11 protein-coding genes and 2 tRNA genes are annotated in these 18,143 nt (G+C 78.1%); 7 read left to right on the top strand and 6 right to left on the bottom strand.

Annotated features, from left to right (window positions below):
- Positions 1–80: 80 nt before the first annotated feature.
- Positions 81–971 carry an ROK family protein gene (locus tag WDZ17_RS02200; RefSeq protein WP_339573500.1) on the bottom strand — a complete coding sequence of 297 codons (891 nt, stop codon included), beginning with the start codon at positions 969–971 and terminating at the stop codon, positions 81–83.
- Positions 972–1,030: 59 nt separating this feature from the next.
- Positions 1,031–1,534 (bottom strand): hypothetical protein, encoded by a 504-nt coding sequence (locus WDZ17_RS02205; protein ID WP_339573501.1) that lies wholly within the window; start codon positions 1,532–1,534, stop codon positions 1,031–1,033.
- Positions 1,535–1,788: 254 nt separating this feature from the next.
- Here WDZ17_RS02205 and WDZ17_RS02210 point away from each other — a divergent pair, with 254 nt between their 5' ends.
- Positions 1,789–2,025 carry a DUF6458 family protein gene (locus WDZ17_RS02210; RefSeq protein ID WP_339573502.1) on the top strand — a complete coding sequence of 79 codons (237 nt, stop codon included), beginning with the start codon at positions 1,789–1,791 and terminating at the stop codon, positions 2,023–2,025.
- Here the strand turns inward: WDZ17_RS02210 and recD are convergent.
- The 3 genes from recD to recC are packed head-to-tail and all read right to left on the bottom strand — an operon-like array spanning position 2,007 to position 11,244.
- Positions 2,007–3,974, bottom strand: a complete 1,968-nt coding sequence (gene recD, locus WDZ17_RS02215; protein WP_339573503.1) for an exodeoxyribonuclease V subunit alpha — start codon at positions 3,972–3,974, stop codon at positions 2,007–2,009. The genes WDZ17_RS02210 and recD overlap by 19 nt on opposite strands.
- On the bottom strand, positions 3,971–7,699 hold the full coding sequence (locus tag WDZ17_RS02220; protein ID WP_339573504.1) for a UvrD-helicase domain-containing protein: 3,729 nt from the start codon (positions 7,697–7,699) through the stop codon (positions 3,971–3,973). The genes recD and WDZ17_RS02220 overlap by 4 nt, the downstream gene beginning before the upstream one ends.
- Positions 7,696–11,244 carry an exodeoxyribonuclease V subunit gamma gene (gene recC / locus WDZ17_RS02225; protein WP_339573505.1) on the bottom strand — a complete coding sequence of 1,183 codons (3,549 nt, stop codon included), beginning with the start codon at positions 11,242–11,244 and terminating at the stop codon, positions 7,696–7,698. Before recC ends, WDZ17_RS02220 begins: the two co-directional genes overlap by 4 nt.
- Before the next feature lie 240 nt (positions 11,245–11,484).
- Between recC and WDZ17_RS02230 the strand changes: the two genes are divergently transcribed.
- Positions 11,485–12,366: a GTP-binding protein LepA gene (locus WDZ17_RS02230; protein WP_339573506.1), complete on the top strand. Its 882-nt coding sequence runs from the start codon at positions 11,485–11,487 to the stop codon at positions 12,364–12,366.
- Between the two features lie 55 nt (positions 12,367–12,421).
- On the opposite strand, the gene WDZ17_RS02235 is transcribed toward WDZ17_RS02230, so the two are convergent.
- A tRNA-Gly gene (locus tag WDZ17_RS02235) sits at positions 12,422–12,492 on the bottom strand.
- A 117-nt stretch (positions 12,493–12,609) separates the two neighbouring features.
- Here WDZ17_RS02235 and dcd point away from each other — a divergent pair.
- The 5 genes from dcd (at position 12,610) to xylB (ending at position 17,902) form a co-directional block, all read left to right on the top strand.
- Positions 12,610–13,185 carry a dCTP deaminase gene (gene dcd / locus WDZ17_RS02240; protein WP_339573507.1) on the top strand — a complete coding sequence of 192 codons (576 nt, stop codon included), beginning with the start codon at positions 12,610–12,612 and terminating at the stop codon, positions 13,183–13,185.
- A 203-nt stretch (positions 13,186–13,388) separates the two neighbouring features.
- The gene (locus WDZ17_RS02245; RefSeq protein WP_339573508.1) at positions 13,389–14,792 is read left to right on the top strand and encodes a multidrug effflux MFS transporter; all 1,404 of its coding nucleotides are present in this window, start codon (positions 13,389–13,391) and stop codon (positions 14,790–14,792) included.
- A gap of 133 nt (positions 14,793–14,925) precedes the next feature.
- A tRNA-Ser gene (locus WDZ17_RS02250) sits at positions 14,926–15,012 on the top strand.
- 79 nt (positions 15,013–15,091) lie between these two features.
- Positions 15,092–16,096, top strand: coding sequence for a cold-shock protein (locus tag WDZ17_RS17420; protein WP_422631763.1), 1,005 nt, complete (start codon positions 15,092–15,094; stop codon positions 16,094–16,096).
- A gap of 339 nt (positions 16,097–16,435) precedes the next feature.
- Positions 16,436–17,902 carry a xylulokinase gene (gene xylB, locus WDZ17_RS02275; protein WP_339573509.1) on the top strand — a complete coding sequence of 489 codons (1,467 nt, stop codon included), beginning with the start codon at positions 16,436–16,438 and terminating at the stop codon, positions 17,900–17,902.
- Positions 17,903–18,143 lie beyond the last annotated feature (241 nt).

Consider the following 18,143-nt stretch of genomic DNA (forward strand, 5'->3'; position numbering starts at 1 on the left):
GGTGAGCACTGGACCATTAGCCCGCGGCTGGTCTGCCCCGTCGCTGCCGCCGCCCGGGGCCGGCACCAGGGCCGGCCCCGCTAGTCAGTGGGGTGAGGTTCNGGCCGCAGCATCCAGGGCCGGGCCGCGGCCTCGACCCGGTCGGCGAGGTCCTGGCCGAGCTTCTCCGGCAGGCCGCCGCCGACCACGACGAGCTCGACGTCCAGCAGGTTGACGACGGAGCCGACGGCGACGCCGAGGTGCTCGACCGCGGCGCCGACGAGCTTCTCGGCGAGCGCGTCCTCCTCGTCGAGCGCCGTCGCCCACACCTTCGAGGTGAGCCTCGGCTTGTCCTCGTCCTCGCGGATCTCGAACAGGTGGGTCTTCCACCCCGCCTCGACCATGGCCGACGCGGCGCCGCTCATCATGCGGCGACCGGCGTAGGCCTCCACGCAGCCGCGGCGCCCGCACGAGCAGAGCGCCCCTCCGGGCTGCACGAGCACGTGGCCGATCTCCCCGGCCGACCCGCGCGAGCCCTCGTACGGCCGCCCGTCGAGGATGAGCCCGCCGCCGATGCCGGTCCCCATCCACAGCCCCAGCACGTCGCGCGCCCCCTTGGCCGCGCCGGCGACCCACTCCCCGAGGAGCCCGACGTTCGCGTCGTTGCCGAGCGTCACCGGTGCGTCCAGGCGGGAGGAGAGGCCGCCGACGAGGTCGACCTCCGCGCTCCATCCCTCGAGGTTGGGCACCGTGAGCACCTGGCCCTCGTGCACGACCCCGGGGATCCCGACCCCGACGGCGACGGGGTCGCCGCCGACCGCGCCGACGAGCTCGGCGATGGTGTCGAAGACCCCGTCCGGCCCGCTCGTCGGCGTCGGGGCCTTCTCCCGGGCGACCACCTCGTGGTCGCCGTCGACGAGGCCGACCTCGATGTTCGTCCCGCCGACGTCGACGCCGGCGACGACCGTCCCGTCCGTGCTCTTCCCGCTCATCGGGCAGGTGTAGCAGCGTCCGGGGGCCCGGGCGTCCCGGAGCCCTCGCGGAGAGCGCCTCAGACGTCGTACCGACGCTCGACGACCCCCGGCTCGCCCGTCGGGGCCGCCGCGTGCGGCGGCGGGACGTCGCCCGGGCCACCCGCGGACGCCGTCGTCCGCACGACATAGGTCACCGGGTCGCTCACGGCACCCGCGGCGCCGTCAGAGGTCGTGCCGGCACCCGGGGCGCCTCCCGGCGGCGGCCCGCCGGGCGTCGGCCCGGCACCGCCGCCGGACGTCCCGCTGCCGGGACCGCCCTGGCCACCGGGGACGCCCTGACCCGGGACGGACGTGCTGCTCGTCGTGCCGTCGCCGGTCGGACCGGAGGAGGCGACGGCGGTGCCGATGCCGAGACCGCCGAGCAGTCCGACGACGAGGGCCGCGCAGGCCGCGAGGACCGCGGGGGCGCCGGGACGGCGACCTCTCGGCCCGCGGTCGGCGGTGCCGGCGCCGTCGCTCGTGCCGGCGCGCAGGACGTCGCCGCCCCCGCCAGGGGTCGTGCGCCACGGGTGCTCGTCCATCGTGCTCTCCTCCGTCCTCGTCCGGCGCCGGTCGCGCCGGCGGGGGCCGCCCGGCTCCCCGACGGGGACGACGGTCGCCACCGTCGCTGTGCGGGGGCTATGGGGCGGCCGTGCCGGAACGAGGAGGTCCGCGAGGCCGCCCCCGCGCGTCGGGGTGGCGGTCCGGTGCGGTCGGCGACAGCATCGGGACCCATCGGTGCTGCCGGACGGGCGGCGCTCCCGAGCACGTCGCCTCGCGACGGGACGGAGACGGCATGGGCGGCATCGGAGCCGGGATCTTCCTGCTCGTGGTCGGCGGCATCCTCGGCTTCGCGGTCGACGCGGACGTCGTCAGCGGCATCAACCTCAACATCGTGGGCTTCGTGTGCATCGCGGCCGGCGCCCTCTCCCTGGTCATCGGCATCGTGCAGATGTCGCAGGGCAGCAAGCGCACCGACCGCGTCGAGTACGTCGACGAGCGCCGCCCGCGGGACTACCCGCCCGGGCGCTGACCCGGCGCCCCCGCCGGCCCTCGCAGCCGCTCCCGCAGGCCGGAGGCCCGGGCCGCCGGTCGGGCGACGGCGGCGAGCAGGGCCTCGGCGTCCCCGACGACACGAACCCGTCCTTCGGCTCGTGTCACCGCCGTGTAGAGCGTCTCCCGGGTCAGCAGGGGTGACCCGACGGGCGGCAGCACGAGGGTGACGGCGCCGAACTGGCTGCCCTGGCTGCGGTGCACCGTCATGGCGTGCAGGGGGCGGGTCGCGGGCAGCCGCGCCAGGGCCAGGAGGCGCGGCGACGCCCCCGTGCCCACCGCCGCGACCAGACCCTGCTCGCCGTCGTCGACGAGGACGGCGACGTCGCCGTTCATGAGACCCGTGGCGGGGTCGTTCGTCGTGACGAGCAGCGGCTCGCCGACGTGGTGCCCGTCCGGGCGGCGCGCGAGCGCGGCGCCGGTGGCGGTCGTCGTCCAGCGCTCGGCGAGGTCGGTCCAGCGGCGCAGGCCGCGGGGTCCGGTGCGGTGGGCCGTGAGGAGCCGGTGGCGGTCCAGCGCGGCGAGGGCCCCGGCGGCGTCACCGCGCCGTGCCGCCGCGACGAGGTCGACGGACGCCCCGACGACGTCGTCGCGGACGCCGTCGAGGACGGCCTCCGGCACGGCGTCCTGCTGCACCTCGAGCAGCGCGAGGCCGTCGTCGCCGCTGCGCAGGACGGCGAGCGCCTCCTCGCCGCGTCCGTCGCGGACCGCGGACGCGAGACGGTCGACCGCGCCGCCGCGGCGGAACCGTCGCGCCGTCGTGAGCAGGCTGACCCCGTCGCGGACCGTCACCGGTGCGCCCGCACCGACGCCGGCCGCCGGGGCCGGAGCGGGCGGTGGGCCGTCCCGCCCGGCCGGCGGGAGGGCCGCGGCGAGCGCAGCGGCCAGCCGGGGCGAACGGGTGCCGAGGTGCTCGCGGTCGACGACGTCGCCGAGGACGGCGCCGGCCTCGACCGAGGCGAGCTGGTCGGGGTCCCCGACCAGCACGAGCCGGGTGCTCGGCCGCAACGCCTCGAGCAGCCGGGCCATGAGCGTCAGCGAGACCATCGAGCTCTCGTCGACGACGACGACCTCCAGGGCGAGGCGGTTCTCCCGGTCGTGCCGGAACCGGCTGCGGGAGTCCGGCCGCCACCCGAGCAGACGGTGCAGCGTGGTGGCCGGGAGGTCCCCGAGGCGCTCGCGGTCGGCGTCCGGCAGGTCTGCGGCGGAGGAGCGCACGGCCTCGGTGAGCCGGGCGGCGGCGCGTCCCGTGGGGGCGGCGAGTGCCACCCGCCACGCCGGGTGCTGCTCCTTCAGCAGGGCGACGACGCGCGAGACGGTGGTCGTCTTGCCCGTGCCGGGCCCGCCCGCGAGCACGGACACGCGGCTCAGCGCGCAGCAGGCGGCCGCCGCCCGCTGGTCGTCCGCGTCGTCGTCGAAGAGGCGGGCCAGCGCGGCGCGCAGGACGTCGAGGTCGAGGTCGTCGGGGAGGTCGGCCGCACGGGCGGCGAGCTCGCGGGCGACGAGCGCCTCCTGGTCGAAGTAGCGGCCGAGCCAGACCCGGGACCCGTCCACCCGCAGGGGCCCACCGGCCAGCGGGCTGGCCGCGACTCGCCTCGCCCAGTCCTCCCCGGGCCAGGCGAGCTCCTCCGGGCGGGCGACCGCTCCGCCGGGCCCCGCCGCGGCACCCGGGTCCTGCTCCTCGTCCCCGGGCTCTGCGTCGGTGCTCGTCGTCTCGCGCGCGGTGGCGAGATCCAGGACGACGGAGCCCTGGCGGGTGGAGCGCACGACGAGCGCGGCGGCGAGCAGCACCGCCTCGTCCTCCTCGCCGGCGAGGGCGCCGAGGCGGGAGGCGACGTGGACGTCGGCCGCGGCGAGCAGCCCGGCGCGGTTGGCGTCCCGGAGCAGACCGGTCGCCCGCAGCGCGAGGTCGGCGGCGTGCTCGCTCACGAGGATCGGCCCGCGAGCAGGTCAGAGGTGGCGAGCACGAGACCCGTCGGCGTCCGCCAGGCCGCGACCCCGGGCGGCGAGCCGTCGGCGCAGCGGACGTCGGCCCCGACCATGCCGCGGACGAAGAGGTAGAGGGAGCCCCCGAGGTGCCGTGCCGGGTCGTACCCGGGCAGCCGCCAGCGCAGGAAGCGGTGCAGCGCCACCTGGTACAGCAGGGCCTGCAGGGGGTAGTGCGCGGCGACCATGGCGTCCTCGAGGGCCTGCGGGCGGTAGTCCCAGGCGGTCAGCGGCGCGTCGGGGACGCCGAGCCGGTTCGTCTTGTAGTCGACGACGAGGTAGCGGTGCCCGCCGCCGCCCCCCACGCGCAGCACGGCGTCGATGCTGCCGGACAGGTAGCCGCGCAGCTCGGCGGGCGCCAGCGCGGCGAGCGCGTCGGCGTACCCGGCGAGCGGGCCGTCCGGGCAGTGCTCCCGCCACAGGGGGACCAGCCCCGACAGCACGGGGCGGGCGGCCGTCGGTTCGTCGCCACCGGCGAGCGGGAGCTCGAAGGAGAGCTCGGGCAGCCGGTCCGCGGCGGGGACGGCGGCCAGGGGCTGCTCGTCGGCGAGGGGCCCGAGCGGGGTGGCGAGCGCGAGGTCGAGGGCCGCGGCGAGCCCGTCGACGTCGACCGCCGCGCCCTGGGCGCGCGCCTGCTCGGCGACGCACGCCCGCAGGGCCGCCGACGGCCCGTCGTCGTGCAGGACCGCCGGGTCCAGCTCTTCCAGCACGCCGTGCACGAGGAGCCCGAACCGTGTGCCGGCGCCGAGCCCGTCCCAGCGGGTCGCCACGTCGAGGAGCGGCGCGTCGGGGTCGTCGGGCTCGGTGGGACCCGCGGCGCCCCCGGCCGTCCCGACCGGGGCGCTCCCGCCGAGCTCGTCGTCCTCGACCACCGCCTCGGGCTCGCTCACCACGGCGCCGGGCGCGGCCGACCCGGCGCCGTGCACGGCCTCGTGCGCGGCCGCGGTCAACGCGCTGTAGGAGGTGCGGCGCCAGGTGTCGTCGAGCGGACGGCCCAGCGCCGCGACCGACAGCGGCCGCCGCGCCCGCGGCGGCGGGGACCAGCGCGCCCGCGGAACCTCCAGGGGCACCGCCTCGACGACCAGCGCCCCCTCGCTCGTCGCGGCCCGCCGCTGCAGGGCGCCGAAGGCGTCCACGTCGGACGGGACCGCGACGGTGGAGGGCGGGACGGTGGAGGGCGGGACGACCGAGGCCGAGCCCGCGAGCTCGCCCGCCGCCCCGGCGCCGAGCAGCAGCCGGTGCAGCGGGGCGCGCTCGGTGTTCGTCGTCCCCGCCCACCACAGGAGCAGGTGGCTGGAGGCGCGGGTGAGCGCGACGTAGGCCAGGCGGAGCTCCTCGTCGGTCTCGGCCTCCTGGTGCTCGCGGACGTGCGCCGCCCAGCCGGGGGAGCCGCGTCCGCCGACGTCGCGGCACCGCCGTCCCTGCTCGTCGTGGACGACGGCGGTCGAGGGCTCCCGCCCGCGCCACAGGTCCCAGGCGAAGGGCACGAGCACGGCGGGGAACTCCAGGCCCTTGCTGGCGTGCACGGTGAGGACCTGCACCGCGGCGGCGTCCGACTCCAGCCGGCGGCTGCGCTCGAGGCCGCCGTCGCGGGTGGCGTCCTCCTGGCGCTCGCGCAGCCACGCCAGGAGGGCGCCGAGCCCGAGGCCGCCGCGCGAGGACTCCTCGTGGAGCACCTGGCCGACGTGCCGCAGGTCCGTGACCCGGCGCTCCCCGCCGACCTCGGCGAGCAGGCGGGCGGCCAGCGACGGCGCGCCGCGCCGGGGACGGGAGACGGCCTCCAGGAGGGCTCCGACGCCGCGGGCGTCGAGCAGCCGCGCCCACGCCCGCACCTGCAGGGCGAGCGCGTCGACGACGGCGTCGCCGCCCGCGTCGAGCGAGGCGGCGTCGTGCCCGCCGAAGGGTCCCAGGGCGAGCCGTCGCACCCGGGTGCTGCGGTGCGGCTGCTCGAGCGCCTCGAGGAGGACCTGCCAGTCGGCGGCGGCAGGCGTGCTGAAGACGCTCGTGCGCCCGGCGACGACGACGGGGACCCCGGCCTCCTCGAGCGCGCCGCGGACCAGCTGCGCCTGCGCGTTGGTCCGCACCAGGACGGCCACCTCGCCGGGCTCCAGCGGCCGGCCCCCGGCGGCGTCCCCCGTGGTGGCCACGGCCCCGTCGGCCGGGACGCCGGGGAGCACCTCGGGACGCTCGTGCGAGCTCCCGGGGGGTGGCGTCGACGTGCGTGCCGACCCCTCGAGGAGCTCGACGACCCGCGCGGTGACGTCCGCCACGACGCGCTGCCGGGCGCCGGCGACGCGGGCGGTGCCGTCCTGCGCGAGGGGCAGGCCCGCGCGCGGCACGACGCGGAGGCGCACGGGCGGGGGACCGACCAGGCGGCGCTCCCCGTGGCGGGCCGTCAGCGGGCGGACCCGGATGCGCGGGTCCCCGAGGGCCGCCCCGCCGAGGACGGCGTCGAGGCCGCGCAGCAGCGCGGCGTCGCTGCGGTGGTTCTCGGCGAGCGTGCGCACCCCCTGCGCCCGGGACGCCGCGTCGAGGTAGGCGTGGACGTCCGCGCCGCGGAAGCCGTAGACCGCCTGCTTCGGGTCGCCGACGAGCACGAGCGCCCGGGGCACGTCGCCGCGGCGCCCGACCGGCGACGCGTCGTCCGTCCCCGAGGCCGGGGCCGGGGCGGGCGGGAGGTGCTCGCCGCGTGCGGCTCCCGGGGCGTCGTGGAACGCCGCGCGCAGCACGCGCCACTGGACGGGGTCGGTGTCCTGGAACTCGTCGACGAGGACGACGCGGTACCGCCGGCGCATCCGGCGGCGGGCGACCGGCCCCGTCCCCGGGTCCTCGAGGGTCCGCGCGAGCCGCAGCAGCAGGTGGTCGTAGCCGAGGCGACCGGAGCGGCGCAGCCGCCGGTCGACCTCGTCCCGGACGGCCCCGGCGACGCGTGCCCGCAGGGCGGGCAGCTCGGGCACGTCGTCGGCGGCGGGGTCGGGCAGCAGCGCGGACGCCGGGTCGGCCGCCGCCGCACGGGCGAGAGCGCGGAAGGCCTCGGCGTCGAGCGCGGGCTCCCCGGCGCCGGGCACGCCCCACTTGCGCAGGTAGAGGTCGTCGGCGACCTCGTCGACGACGTCCGAGAGGTCCTCGACGAGCTCGGTGCGCGGGTCGTGGTCGGCCACGGCGCCCAGGGTGAGCAGGACGCGCTGGCAGAAGCCGTGCGTCGTGGTGACGGTCGCGGCGTCGAACGAGGCCAGGGCGTCGGACAGCCGGCGGTGCCGGAGCGCGACGTCGTCGACGGACCCGCTCCGCAGCAGGCCGAGGAGGGCGTCGTCACCGGGCGGCGGCGCGTCCGGGGCGAGCGCGTCCCTCGCCTCCACGAGGCGGTCACGCACCCGCTCCCGCAGCTCGCGGGTGGACTCCCGGCTGAAGCTCATGACGAGCAGGTCCTCGACGGGCAGCCCGGCGTCGGCCACGTAGCGCGCCACGAGCGCGGCGATCGTCCACGTCTTGCCGGTGCCGGCGCTCGCCTCGAGCAGCGTCGTGCCCGTGGGCAGCGGGTCGCCGACGGCGAAGGGTGCCGGGGCGTCCGCCGCGGACGAGGTGCCGCCGGGCCCCGTCGGCGCGCCCGGGGCCGACCCCGCTCCCTCGCTCCCGGCCGTCGGGGGACGGCCGTCCGCCGCGCTCACCCGGCACCACCCCCGGCCTCGGCGTCGAGCACGCGGTCCCACAGGCGCCGCGCGAGGGCGCCGAAGCGGTCACGCTCGTCCGGCGACCAGCCCGGCCCGCTCTCGTCCGGCGCCCGACCGTCCACCCCGGGAGCGCCCGGCTCCCGGTCGTCCGGGCCGGAGGGCGTGCCCCACAGCACCGCGGCCCTCGACCCGGCGCCGTGGAGGAGCACGTGCTCCGCCTCGGCGTTCTCGCCGGGGTACGTGCCGCCCTCCCACTCCTGCGCGGCCGCGCGACGGGCGACGTCGACGCTGCGCCCGGCGCGGCGCCGCTCGGCGTACGCGAACCCCGTCCTCAACGGCAGCGGCAGGGGGGCGAGGAGACCCGCGCGGTGCAGCCCGACGAGCTCCGCCAGCGCCGTGCGGGCCTCCTCCTCGTCGAGCGGGCCGAGGACCACGCGGGCCCCGCCCCGGCCGACGGCGACGGCGCGCCAGCCCGCCCGGGGAGCCCCGGCCGACAGGGCGAGCAGGTCCAGCCACGCCTCGAGCCGGTGCCGAGCCCCCAGCCGGGAGGCGGTGACGCGCAGCGTCACCCGGCCGCGCACGCCCGTCACCGTGCCGACGAGCCGCACGCCGGCGACGTCGGCCTCGACGTCGACCGGCCCCGCGGGCTCGGCGCGCTCGGGCGCCGAGGCGCGGACGACCTCCTCGGCCTCACGCCCGGCCTCCGCGAGCACCCGCTCGCCGAGCGGGCCGGGCGGCAGCTCGCCGCGCTGCAGCTCGACGCGGCGCAGGTGCCCGACGTCGTCACCGGCGACGCGGCGCTCGAGCAGCCGCTGCCGGACGCCCCAGCGGTCGAGCTGGTCGAGGGCGACGGGAAGCGCGTCGTCGGGCTCGTCCTGCGGGCGCGTCAGCGCGACGCCGAGCCGCTGCCGCAGGAAGCCCCTCGCCGGGTGGACCAGCAGCGCACGGAGGTCCACGAGCGCCAGCTCGGACGGGGGGTCGGCCGTCGGGGGCAGCGGGCCGGCGAGCACCGGCGCCGGCGGGTGCCGCTCGCCGGCGGCGGCACGCGCCGCCCCGAGCGCGGCGGCGTCGAAGCTGAACGGGCGCCGCGCCGGTGCCCCCGGGCTTCCCGGGGCGACGGGGACCTCGAACGCGCGCGGGTCGAAGGGCTGCAGCGGGTGCCGCGTGGTGACGGCGTCGCGGACCCGGCCGCCCGGCGTCGTCGCGGTGCGGTCGAGGGCGTCGAGGAGCTCGTCCACCGGGACGGCCGGCGGCACGGGCCGGCCGGACCGCTCGTCGGCCCCCGTCAGCACGAGCAGCAGCCGTTCCTGCGCGGCGGCGACGGCGTCGAGCAGCAGCTGACGGTCCTCGCTGCGGGGGTCGTGCTCGCCCGTCCAGGGGTCGCGGGCGAGCAGGTCGTCGCCGTCGCGCGCGCTGCGGCGCGGGAAGACGCCGTCGTCGAGGCCGAGGAGGACGACGACGCGGCTCGGCACCGAGCGCATGGGCACGAGCGTGCACACGGTGAGGGCGCCGGTGCGGAAGCCCGCACGGGTCGGACGCCCTGCGAGGAGGTCGTCGAGCAGGACGCGGACGTCGGCGAGCCCGAGCAGCGCGGTGCTCCCGGCCGCCGCCTCGGCCACGTCGGCCAGCTCGCGGTGCAGCTGCGCGGGCTGCCACGGCCCGTCGGCGTCCGGCGCGGCGAGGCCCAGGACGGCGTCCTCCAGGCCCGCGGCCCACGTGGCGACGTCGTGCCGGCCCCCGAGGAGCCGCACGGCCGCGTCGAGGCGGTCGACCATCTCGGCGAGCCGCCCGGCGAGGTCGACGTCCGCGCTGTCGACGTCGTCGAGCGGCACGACGCCGCCCAGCAGCTCCTCGACGTCCCCGTCCGCGTCTCCGTCGCCCTCCCCGTCGGAGGGGCCGTCCCCGGCCGCCCGCGCCTCGACCGCGGCCCCGAGCAGCAGCCGGTCCAGCCCGGCGCGCCACGTGCCCTGCCGCAGCCCGCGCAGGCCCCAGCCCGCGCGGTGGTCGGCGTCGAGGCCCCAGCGGACACCCGCGCCGACGGCCCAGTCGCGCAGGCGCTCCAGGTCCTCCTCCGCGAGCCCGAAGCGACGCCGCACCGCCGGGTGCGCCGCGAGGTCGAGCACGGCGGACGCCTCGACCCGCGAGGCACCGAGCGGGAGGAGGAGCGCGAGCAGCTGCAGCAGGGGGTTGGTCCGCCGGGGGGCGCGGTCGGCCACCCGTACGCGGACCCGCGCCGCCGGGTGCGCGAGGGCCGGTGCGGAGCCCTCGGCGTCCTCCTCGGCGCCGGCGCCGAAGGCGGCCACGACGAGCGGCGCGTAGGCCTCGACGTCGGGGCACATCACGACGACGTCGCGGGGCTCCAGCGTCGGGTCGTCCGCCAGCAGCCCGACGACGACCTCGCGCAGCACCTCGACCTGCCGCGTGCGGCCGAAGCACGCGTGCACCTGCACGCTGCGGTCGTCCGTCGCCAGGGGTGGCGGGTCGGCCGGCACCTCGTCGGCGGCCAGACCGCGCTGGAGACGCCGCAGCAGCGTCGGTGGACCTGGCCGCGCCGGAGGCGGCAGGTGCTCGTCGCGGACGACGAGGCCGGTGGCGGGCGTCGCCACCCCCGTCCCGCCCGCGGGCCAGACGCCCCCGGCGTCCGCGACGGTGCGGCGCAGCACCTGCTGCAGCTCGAGCAGGTCGCGCCCCAGCGACCCGAGCAGCGGGTCGGCGAGGGCACGGCGCACCCGGTCGTCACGGCGCAGCACGGTCGGCGGGGACGCCGCGACGGCCGCCCACATCGCCGGGCTGGCGTGGTGCAGCCACAGGTGCACCTCACGGCCGGCGGCCAGCGCGGCGAGCACGGCGAGCCGTGCCGGGGACAGGCGGGTCGCGCCGTAGACGGACAGCCGCGCGGGCAGGTCGACGGCGTCGGGCGTCTCGACGAGCAGCCGGCAGGCGCCCTCCAGCTGCTCGGCGGGCGACTCCCCGAGGCGTTCGTGCAGCCGGCGCCACAGCCTGGGCTGCCACCGCAGGTCGTCCGGCACCTGCGCGCCGGCGCCGTCGGTGTCGACCTCGGCGCCCTGCTCGTTCGCCGCCCAGGCCCGCAGCATCGCCGGGCGCGCCCGGCCGTAGGCGGCGAAGAGGCCGGCGGTGCGGTGGACGGCGGCCAGGCGGCGCCCGTCCTCGTCGGCCACCGCGCCCGCGAGCGGGCCGGTGTCGCCGCCCTCCGCGAGCACGTCGAGCAGCGTCCACCGCGACCGCTGCGGCGCCCACCGCTCGACGGCGAGGCGGTGCTCGTCCGACAGCCCGGCGACGGCGTCGTCGAGCACCCTGCCGGGACGCGGGAAGTCGACGCGGGCGCAGACGCCGTCCGGCGGTCCGTCGGGCCGCGCCCCGAGGCGGTGGGACAGGCGCTGGGTGATCCACCGCTCGACGCCCTGCGCCGGGACGGCGACGACGTCGCGGGCGAAGGGGTCGTCCGGTGGGACGGCGAGGACGTCGGCGAGCCCGGCGACGAGGGCGCCGGCGTCCTCGCTGCGGTGCACGACGAGCGCCACGGGTGCTCCGCCTCCTCGCGTCCGTCCCAGCTCCTCGGCCACCGTCCGGAGGCCGTGCTGCGCAGGCTAGGAGACGCCACCGACAGCGCGGCCGTGCGCTCGCAGGGCCACCGGGGGGATCTCGGGGGCCGAGGTCTCCTGCGAGCCACCTGGGAGGTGCGGGCCCGCGGTGAACCTCGGGGCCCGGTGTGCCGAAGGAGGGGTGCACGTCTCCTCCGTCACCCAGGGAGCTCCACCGCCATGTCCGCCCCCCGCGTGGATGCCGCCCGCATCGCCGAGCACGTCGAGCGCCTCGCCGACAAGCACCCTCCCATCGACCCCTCCTCCGCCGACTACGCCGTGCGGGACCCCGCCGCGGTGCGCGCCCGCTTCGGCGGGGCGCTGGACTACATGGCGCGGGTCGAGATGGAGGTCGAGCGCAACGTCCTCGAGCTCGCCGTGATGCTGCCCGACGTCGGCGAGACCGACCGCCGCTTCTACGCAGAGGTCTGGGGCCCCCAGGAGGAGCAGCACGGCGTCCTGCTCGACACGCTCGGCCAGCACCTCGGGATGCCGCCGGTCGTCGCGAACACCGGCGACGTGCCCGCGCGCGTCCGCGTCCTCGGGGCGCTGGCGCACCTGAGCCCCGTGCACGAGGTCATCCGGCTCCTGTACTACCTCACCGGCGCCGCCACCGAGAAGGCCGCGATGATGGCGTACACGGCCATGAGCGAAGGCCTCGGCGCGATGGGCGAGGACGCCGTCCGACGGACGGTCGTCGACGCCATCAAGGTGCAGGAGCCCGGGCACTTCGCCTTCTACCGGCTCTCCGCCCAGGAGATGGTCCAGTCCGGCGTCCTCGCGCCCTGGCAGATGCACCTCGCGCGCGTGCTGCGCTCGAAGGCCTACAGCCTCGTCGGTGCGAAGACGGCGGAGCAGCGGGCCGGCTTCGGGGGCGTCATCGTCGAGCTCGGCCTGGACGCCGACATCGAGCGCAGCGCCCGCGACGTCTCCCGGCTGGAGACCCAGCTGCTCTGGGCGCACGAGAAGGGCCTCGAGGTCCCCGGCTACGCGCTCAAGGCCTTCCGCGACGCCGCCGCGGGCTACCGCGAGCGCCGGCTGGGGCAGGCCCTCGCGGCCTGAGGTCGCCGTGACGCACGAAGGGCCCCGACCGAGGTCGGGGCCCTTCGTGCGTCGGAGCGGGTGACGGGAATCGAACCCGCGCTATCAGCTTGGGAAGCTGAAGTTCTGCCACTGAACTACACCCGCACGTCGTCCCTGCCGGGGCGAGCGGTGGTGAGCATACCCGGGACGCGGGCGGGCCCCGGCGACCACGGGCCCGGCTCGCCGCCGGGCGGGACCCGGCCGGCCGCTACCGTGACCGCCGTGCTCCTCTCCGACCGGGACATCCGCGCCGAGCTCGCCGCCGGACGCGTGGTCCTGGACCCGCTGGACGAGGAGATGGTGCAGCCCTCCAGCGTCGACGTCCGGCTCGACCGCTTCTTCCGGCTCTTCGACAACCACAAGTACCCGGTCATCGACCCGGCGGCCGAGCAGCCCGAGCTGACCCGGCTGGTCGAGGTCGGCCCCGACGAGCCCTTCGTCCTGCACCCCGGCGAGTTCGTCCTCGCCTCCACCTTCGAGGTCGTCACGCTGCCCGACGACGTCGCGGCGCGGCTGGAGGGCAAGTCCTCGCTCGGCCGCCTGGGGCTCCTGACGCACTCGACGGCGGGCTTCATCGACCCGGGCTTCTCCGGCCACGTGACGCTCGAGCTCTCCAACGTCGCGACGCTGCCCATCACGCTGTGGCCCGGCATGAAGATCGGGCAGCTCTGCTTCTTCCGGCTGTCGTCGGCGGCCGAGCACCCCTACGGCAGCGACCGCCACGGCTCCCGCTACCAGGGCCAGCGCGGTCCGACGGCCAGCCGCTCCTCGCAGGGCTTCCACCGCGCGCAGGTCTGAGCGCGCGCGACCGGCCCGGCCCGCCCGAGCCGCCGGGAAGGGCACGACGGACGTCGTCGCGGGTGGCACCATCGGTCCCGGACGGGTGCCTGCGGGAACAGATGCGCGAGGCACGCGCTTGCCGTCCACCAGGTGCGCAGCGCAGCCGCCGACCGCCCGCCCGACCGTCGGCCCCGCGCCCACCGCACGAGGAAGCAGACCCCGTGACCGCCACGCCCCGCACCCCCGCCCCGCCCGCCCCGCCCGCCGCGGTGCCGCACGCACGCACCGGCCCCGCGGGCCCCGACGTCGACGGGGTGAAGAGCACGTACCCGGCCCCGGCCGAGCGGTCGCCCGAGCCGCACGACGGCGGCCCGGAGCCCGTCGCCGACGTCGGCGCCTCCTGGACCACGGCGCAGCGCGTCCGCCTCGTCGTCACGCTCGGCGTCCTCGTGGCGCTCGGCCCGCTGACGATCGACATGTACCTGCCGGCGCTGCCGACCATCGGCGAGCAGCTGGGGGCGACGCAGTCCCAGGCCCAGCTGACCCTCACGGGCCTGCTCGCCGGGCTCGCGCTCGGCCAGCTCGTGCTCGGGCCGCTGTCGGACCGCTTCGGCCGCCGCAAGGTCCTGCTCGCCGGCGTCGCCACCCACGCGCTCGCCTCCGTGCTGTGCGCCCTCGCGCCGAGCATCGAGCTGCTCATGGGCGCCCGCGTCCTCCAGGGCGTCGCCAGCGCCGCGAGCGCCGTCGTGGCCCTCGCCGTCGTCCGCGACCTCTTCAGCGGCATCGCCGCGGCGCGCACGCTCTCCCGCCTGACGCTCGTCATGGGGGCGGCGCCGATCGTCGCGCCGACGCTCGGGGGGCTCTTGCTCATCCACACGAGCTGGCGCGGGGTGTTCGTGGCCCTCATGGCGTTCGCGCTCGTGCTCGTCGTCGTCGCCTACAAGCTGCTGCCGGAGACGCTGCCGCCCGAGCGCCGTCGCGTCGGCGGGGCCGGGCAGGTCGTCCGGACGTACGGCCAGCTGCTGCGGGACCGCCGCTTCGTCGGTCTCGTGCTCGTCGCGGGCCTCGGCTTCTCGATCATGTTCGCGTACATCTCCGGCTCGTCCTTCGTGCTGCAGGACGTCTACGGCCTCTCCCAGCAGCAGTACGCGCTGGCCTTCAGCGGCGGCGCCGTCCTGCTCATCGCGGCCACGCAGGTGAACCCCGTGCTGCACCAGTACCTCCACCCCGTCCGCGTCATGCAGGGCGGTCTGCTCGCCGCGCTGGCGTTCACGACGGTGCTGCTCGTGCTCGTCGCCACGGGCACCGGCGGGCTCTTCGGCCTGCTTGTGCCGCTGTGGCTGACGCTCGGATCGATCGGCTTCGTCCTGCCCAACGGCCCGGCGCTCGCGCTGACCCGGCACGGCCGCGCGGCGGGCACCGCGGCCGCCGTGCTCGGCTGCACGCAGTTCGGGGTCGGCGCCCTCGCGGCCCCGGTGGTCGGCCTCGTCGGCGGCGGCGCCGTCGGCATGGTCGCCGTGATGGTCGGCGCCGCGGCCCTCGCCGTGACCGTGCTCATGGTCGTCGTCCAGCCGAAGGTCATCGACGACCGCGTGCCCGCGCGCGTGGTCGCCGCCGCGGCCTGATCCCGACCCGGCCCCACGGCCGCCGTCCCGCACCGGGGCGGCGGCCGTCGTCGTCCCGGGCGCGCACGTCCCGGGCGCACCGACCTCGGGCCCATCGATCTCGGGCACACTGGCGCCGCGCCCCGTGGGGCGAGGAGGGCTGGCCGAGCGGCCGAAGGCGGCAGTCTTGAAAACTGCTGGGCGGGCGACCGTCCCGTGGGTTCGAATCCCACGCCCTCCGCCCCTGCTCGTGCGGTGAGACGCCGCCGGGCCGTCCGCGACACTGGGGGTCCGACCCTCACCCGACCGAGGAGCTGCTCGTGCCTTCCGCCACCGTCCGCTGGTTCGACCCCGAGCGCGGCTTCGGCTTCCTCGCGCCCGAGGACGGCTCCGACGACGTCTTCGTGCACGCCTCCGAGGTGCTCGGCGGTGACGGGCAGCGGACCCTGCGCGAGGGCCAGGCCGTCGACTTCGAGGTCGGGGAGGGCCCCCGGGGGCCCCAGGCCGTGCGGGTCCGCGTGACCGGGGACGTCGCGGTCGACGCCGCCCTCGGCGCGCTCGGGAGCGTCACCTGGTTCGAGCCGACCAAGGGCTACGGCTTCCTGACCCCCGACGACGGCGGGGCCGAGCTGTTCGTGCACGGCTCCGCGGTGGTGACCGGGGGTGTCCTCCTCGAGGGGCAGCGGGTCGCCTACCTCGTCGGCGAGGGGGAGAAGGGCCCGCAGGCGGAGCACGTCCTCGCGCTCGCCGCCTCCGCGGCGCCGACGGCCGCCCTGGAGGGCCCACGAGCGGACGGGGCGGACGGGACGGTGTCGTGGTTCGACGAGGGGAAGGGCTTCGGCTTCGTCGCGCCCGACGACGGCGGTGACGACCTCTTCGTGCACGTCCGCTCGCTCGCCGGTGGCCTGACGTCGCTCGCCGAGGGTGACCGTGTGACCTACGACGTCGCCCAGGGCGACCGCGGCCCGCAGGCCCGCGACGTCCGCCGGGTGGGCGGGGCGAGCGGTGCTCCGGCGGGGCGCGACCGGGGCCCGCGGGGCGCCGTCCCCCGCCGTGGTGCTGCTCCTGGGCAGGGTGAGGCGTCCTCGCGGGGCGGGTCGTCCTCGCGGGGCGGGACGACGGCGCGCGGCGGCGAGGGCGTCGTCGCCCGCTTCGACGCCGACCGCGGCTTCGGCTTCATCCGGCCGGACGCGGGGGGTGAGGACCTGTTCGTCCACGTCTCGGTGGTGCGGGGCGCGGACGGGCTCGAGGAGGGTGACCGCGTGCGCTTCGGCGTGCGGCGCAGCGACCGCGGGCTGCAGGCCGACCGGGTGGAGCTGCTCTGAGCCACGCCGGCTGAGCGAGGGCCGCTCCGTGCCCGACGCCACGCCCTCCCGCGCCGCGGCGGCCGGCCTGCCGCGGTACCCCGGTCGGACCTCGGCGTCGGGCCGGCGGGAGCGGGCGCCGGCGCGGGCATGGCACGCTGGTCGCGGTGCCGACGCCGGCGCCCCGGGCCGTCGAGCCCGGACCCCAGGCGCCGCGCGGGCGCCGCCCGTGGAGGCTCGNGCGGGAGCGGGCGCCGGCGCGGGCATGGCACGCTGGTCGCGGTGCCGACGCCGGCGCCCCGGGCCGTCGAGCCCGGACCCCAGGCGCCGCGCGGGCGCCGCCCGTGGAGGCTCGTGAGCATGCTCGTCGCAGGGATCGACTCGTCCACCCAGTCCTGCAAGGTCGTGGTGCGCGACGCCGAGACGGGGAAGCTCGTGCGCGAGGGGCGCGCGTCGCACCCCGACGGCACGGAGGTCGACCCGGCGGCGTGGTGGTCGGCGCTGCAGGAGGCCGTCGTCGGGGCCGGAGGGCTCGCGGACGTCGACGCCGTCGCCGTGGGCGCCCAGCAGCACGGGATGGTCTGCCTCGACGCGGACGGCCAGGTCGTCCGGCCGGCGCTGCTGTGGAACGACACCCGCTCCGCGCAGGCGGCCGCCGACCTCATCGCCGAGCTCGGCGACGGGGACGAGGAGGCCGGGCGCCGCGCGTGGGCCGAGCAGGTCGGCGTCGTGCCGGTCGCCAGCTTCACCGTCACCAAGCTGCGCTGGCTCGCCGACCACGAGCCCGAGAACGCGGCCCGCACCGCGGCCGTCGTGCTGCCGCACGACTGGCTCACCTGGATGCTCGCGGGCGGCCCCGCCGCCGGCCTCGACGCGCTGACGACCGACCGCGGCGACGCCAGCGGCACCGGCTACTGGAACGCCTCGACCGGCGAGTACGTCGAGCGCACGCTGCGGATGGCGCTGCGCCGGGGCGAGGACGAGGACCTGCCTCACCTGCCCCGCGTCCTCGGCCCCGCGGAGAGCGCGGGCCGCGGGGCGCAGGACGGGCCGGCCCCGGGCGCGCTGCTCGGTGCCGGGACGGGGGACAACGCCGCCGCGGCGATGGGTGTCGAGGCGGTCCCGGGCGACGTCGTCATCTCGCTCGGCACGTCGGGCGTCGTCTCCGGACCGTCGGACACCGCGCCGGTCGACCCCAGCGGCATCGTCGCCGGCTTCGCCGACGCGACCGGTCGCCAGCTGCCGCTCGTGTGCACCCTCAACGCGGCGCGCGTGCTGACCGCGACGGCGGACATGCTCGGCGTCGACGTCGGCCGGCTGTCCGACCTCGCGCTCGAGGCGCCCTCGGGCGCCGGCGGCATGGTGCTCGTCCCCTACCTCGAGGGAGAGAGGACCCCGGACCGACCGGGCGCCACCGGCGCGGTGCACGGGCTCACGCTGTCGACGTCGACGCCGGGGCACCTCGCGCGCGCCGCCGTCGAGGGGCTGCTGTGCGGGATGGCGGACGGCATGGACGCGCTCGCGGACCAAGGCACGCGTGTCGACCGCGTCGTCCTCGTCGGCGGCGGCGCCCGCTCGGAGGCGGTGCGCCGGATCGCTCCCGTCGTGCTGGGGCACCCCGTGGTCGTCCCGCCGCCGGGGGAGTACGTCGCCGACGGCGCCGCCCGCCAGGCCGCCTGGGCGCTCTCCGGCGCCGACGAGCCACCGACGTGGGGGGAGGGCGCCCGCGACGGCGAGAGCACCACCTACGACGCGCCCGCCGACGCCGCCCCCGGGCGCGCCGTCCGCGAGCGCTACGCCCAGGTCCGCGACCTCACGGACCGCTGACCTCGGCTCCGGCGCGACCTCGGCCGATGTGCGGCGGTCGAGACCGGTGGACGCCGGACGACGACCGCTCGCGCACGCGGCGTCTGGATGCTCCGTATGTCGCCCGCTGAGTGAGATTTCCATCCGGACAGGGCTATTGGGACGACGGAAGCGAGGCCGTGTCTCGCTGACCTTGTGACCTGCGGCGTTGTCGGTAGGGGGTCGTCAAGCGGGATGACGAGTCGGCTGCTCGTTAGCCTCG

The organism is Pseudokineococcus basanitobsidens, from assembly GCF_037482545.1.
GTDB classification, from domain to species: Bacteria; Actinomycetota; Actinomycetes; order Actinomycetales; family Quadrisphaeraceae; genus Pseudokineococcus; species Pseudokineococcus basanitobsidens.

What these genes read in the sequence shown, in the direction of transcription:
- WDZ17_RS02205 (WP_339573501.1), bottom strand. Translation starts at nt 1,534, where the DNA reads ATGGACGAGCACCCGTGGCGCACGACCCCTGGCGGGGGCGGCGACGTC.
- WDZ17_RS02210 (WP_339573502.1), top strand. Translation starts at nt 1,789, where the DNA reads ATGGGCGGCATCGGAGCCGGGATCTTCCTGCTCGTGGTCGGCGGCATC.
- WDZ17_RS02230 (WP_339573506.1), top strand. Translation starts at nt 11,485, where the DNA reads ATGTCCGCCCCCCGCGTGGATGCCGCCCGCATCGCCGAGCACGTCGAG.
- xylB (WP_339573509.1), top strand. Translation starts at nt 16,436, where the DNA reads ATGCTCGTCGCAGGGATCGACTCGTCCACCCAGTCCTGCAAGGTCGTG.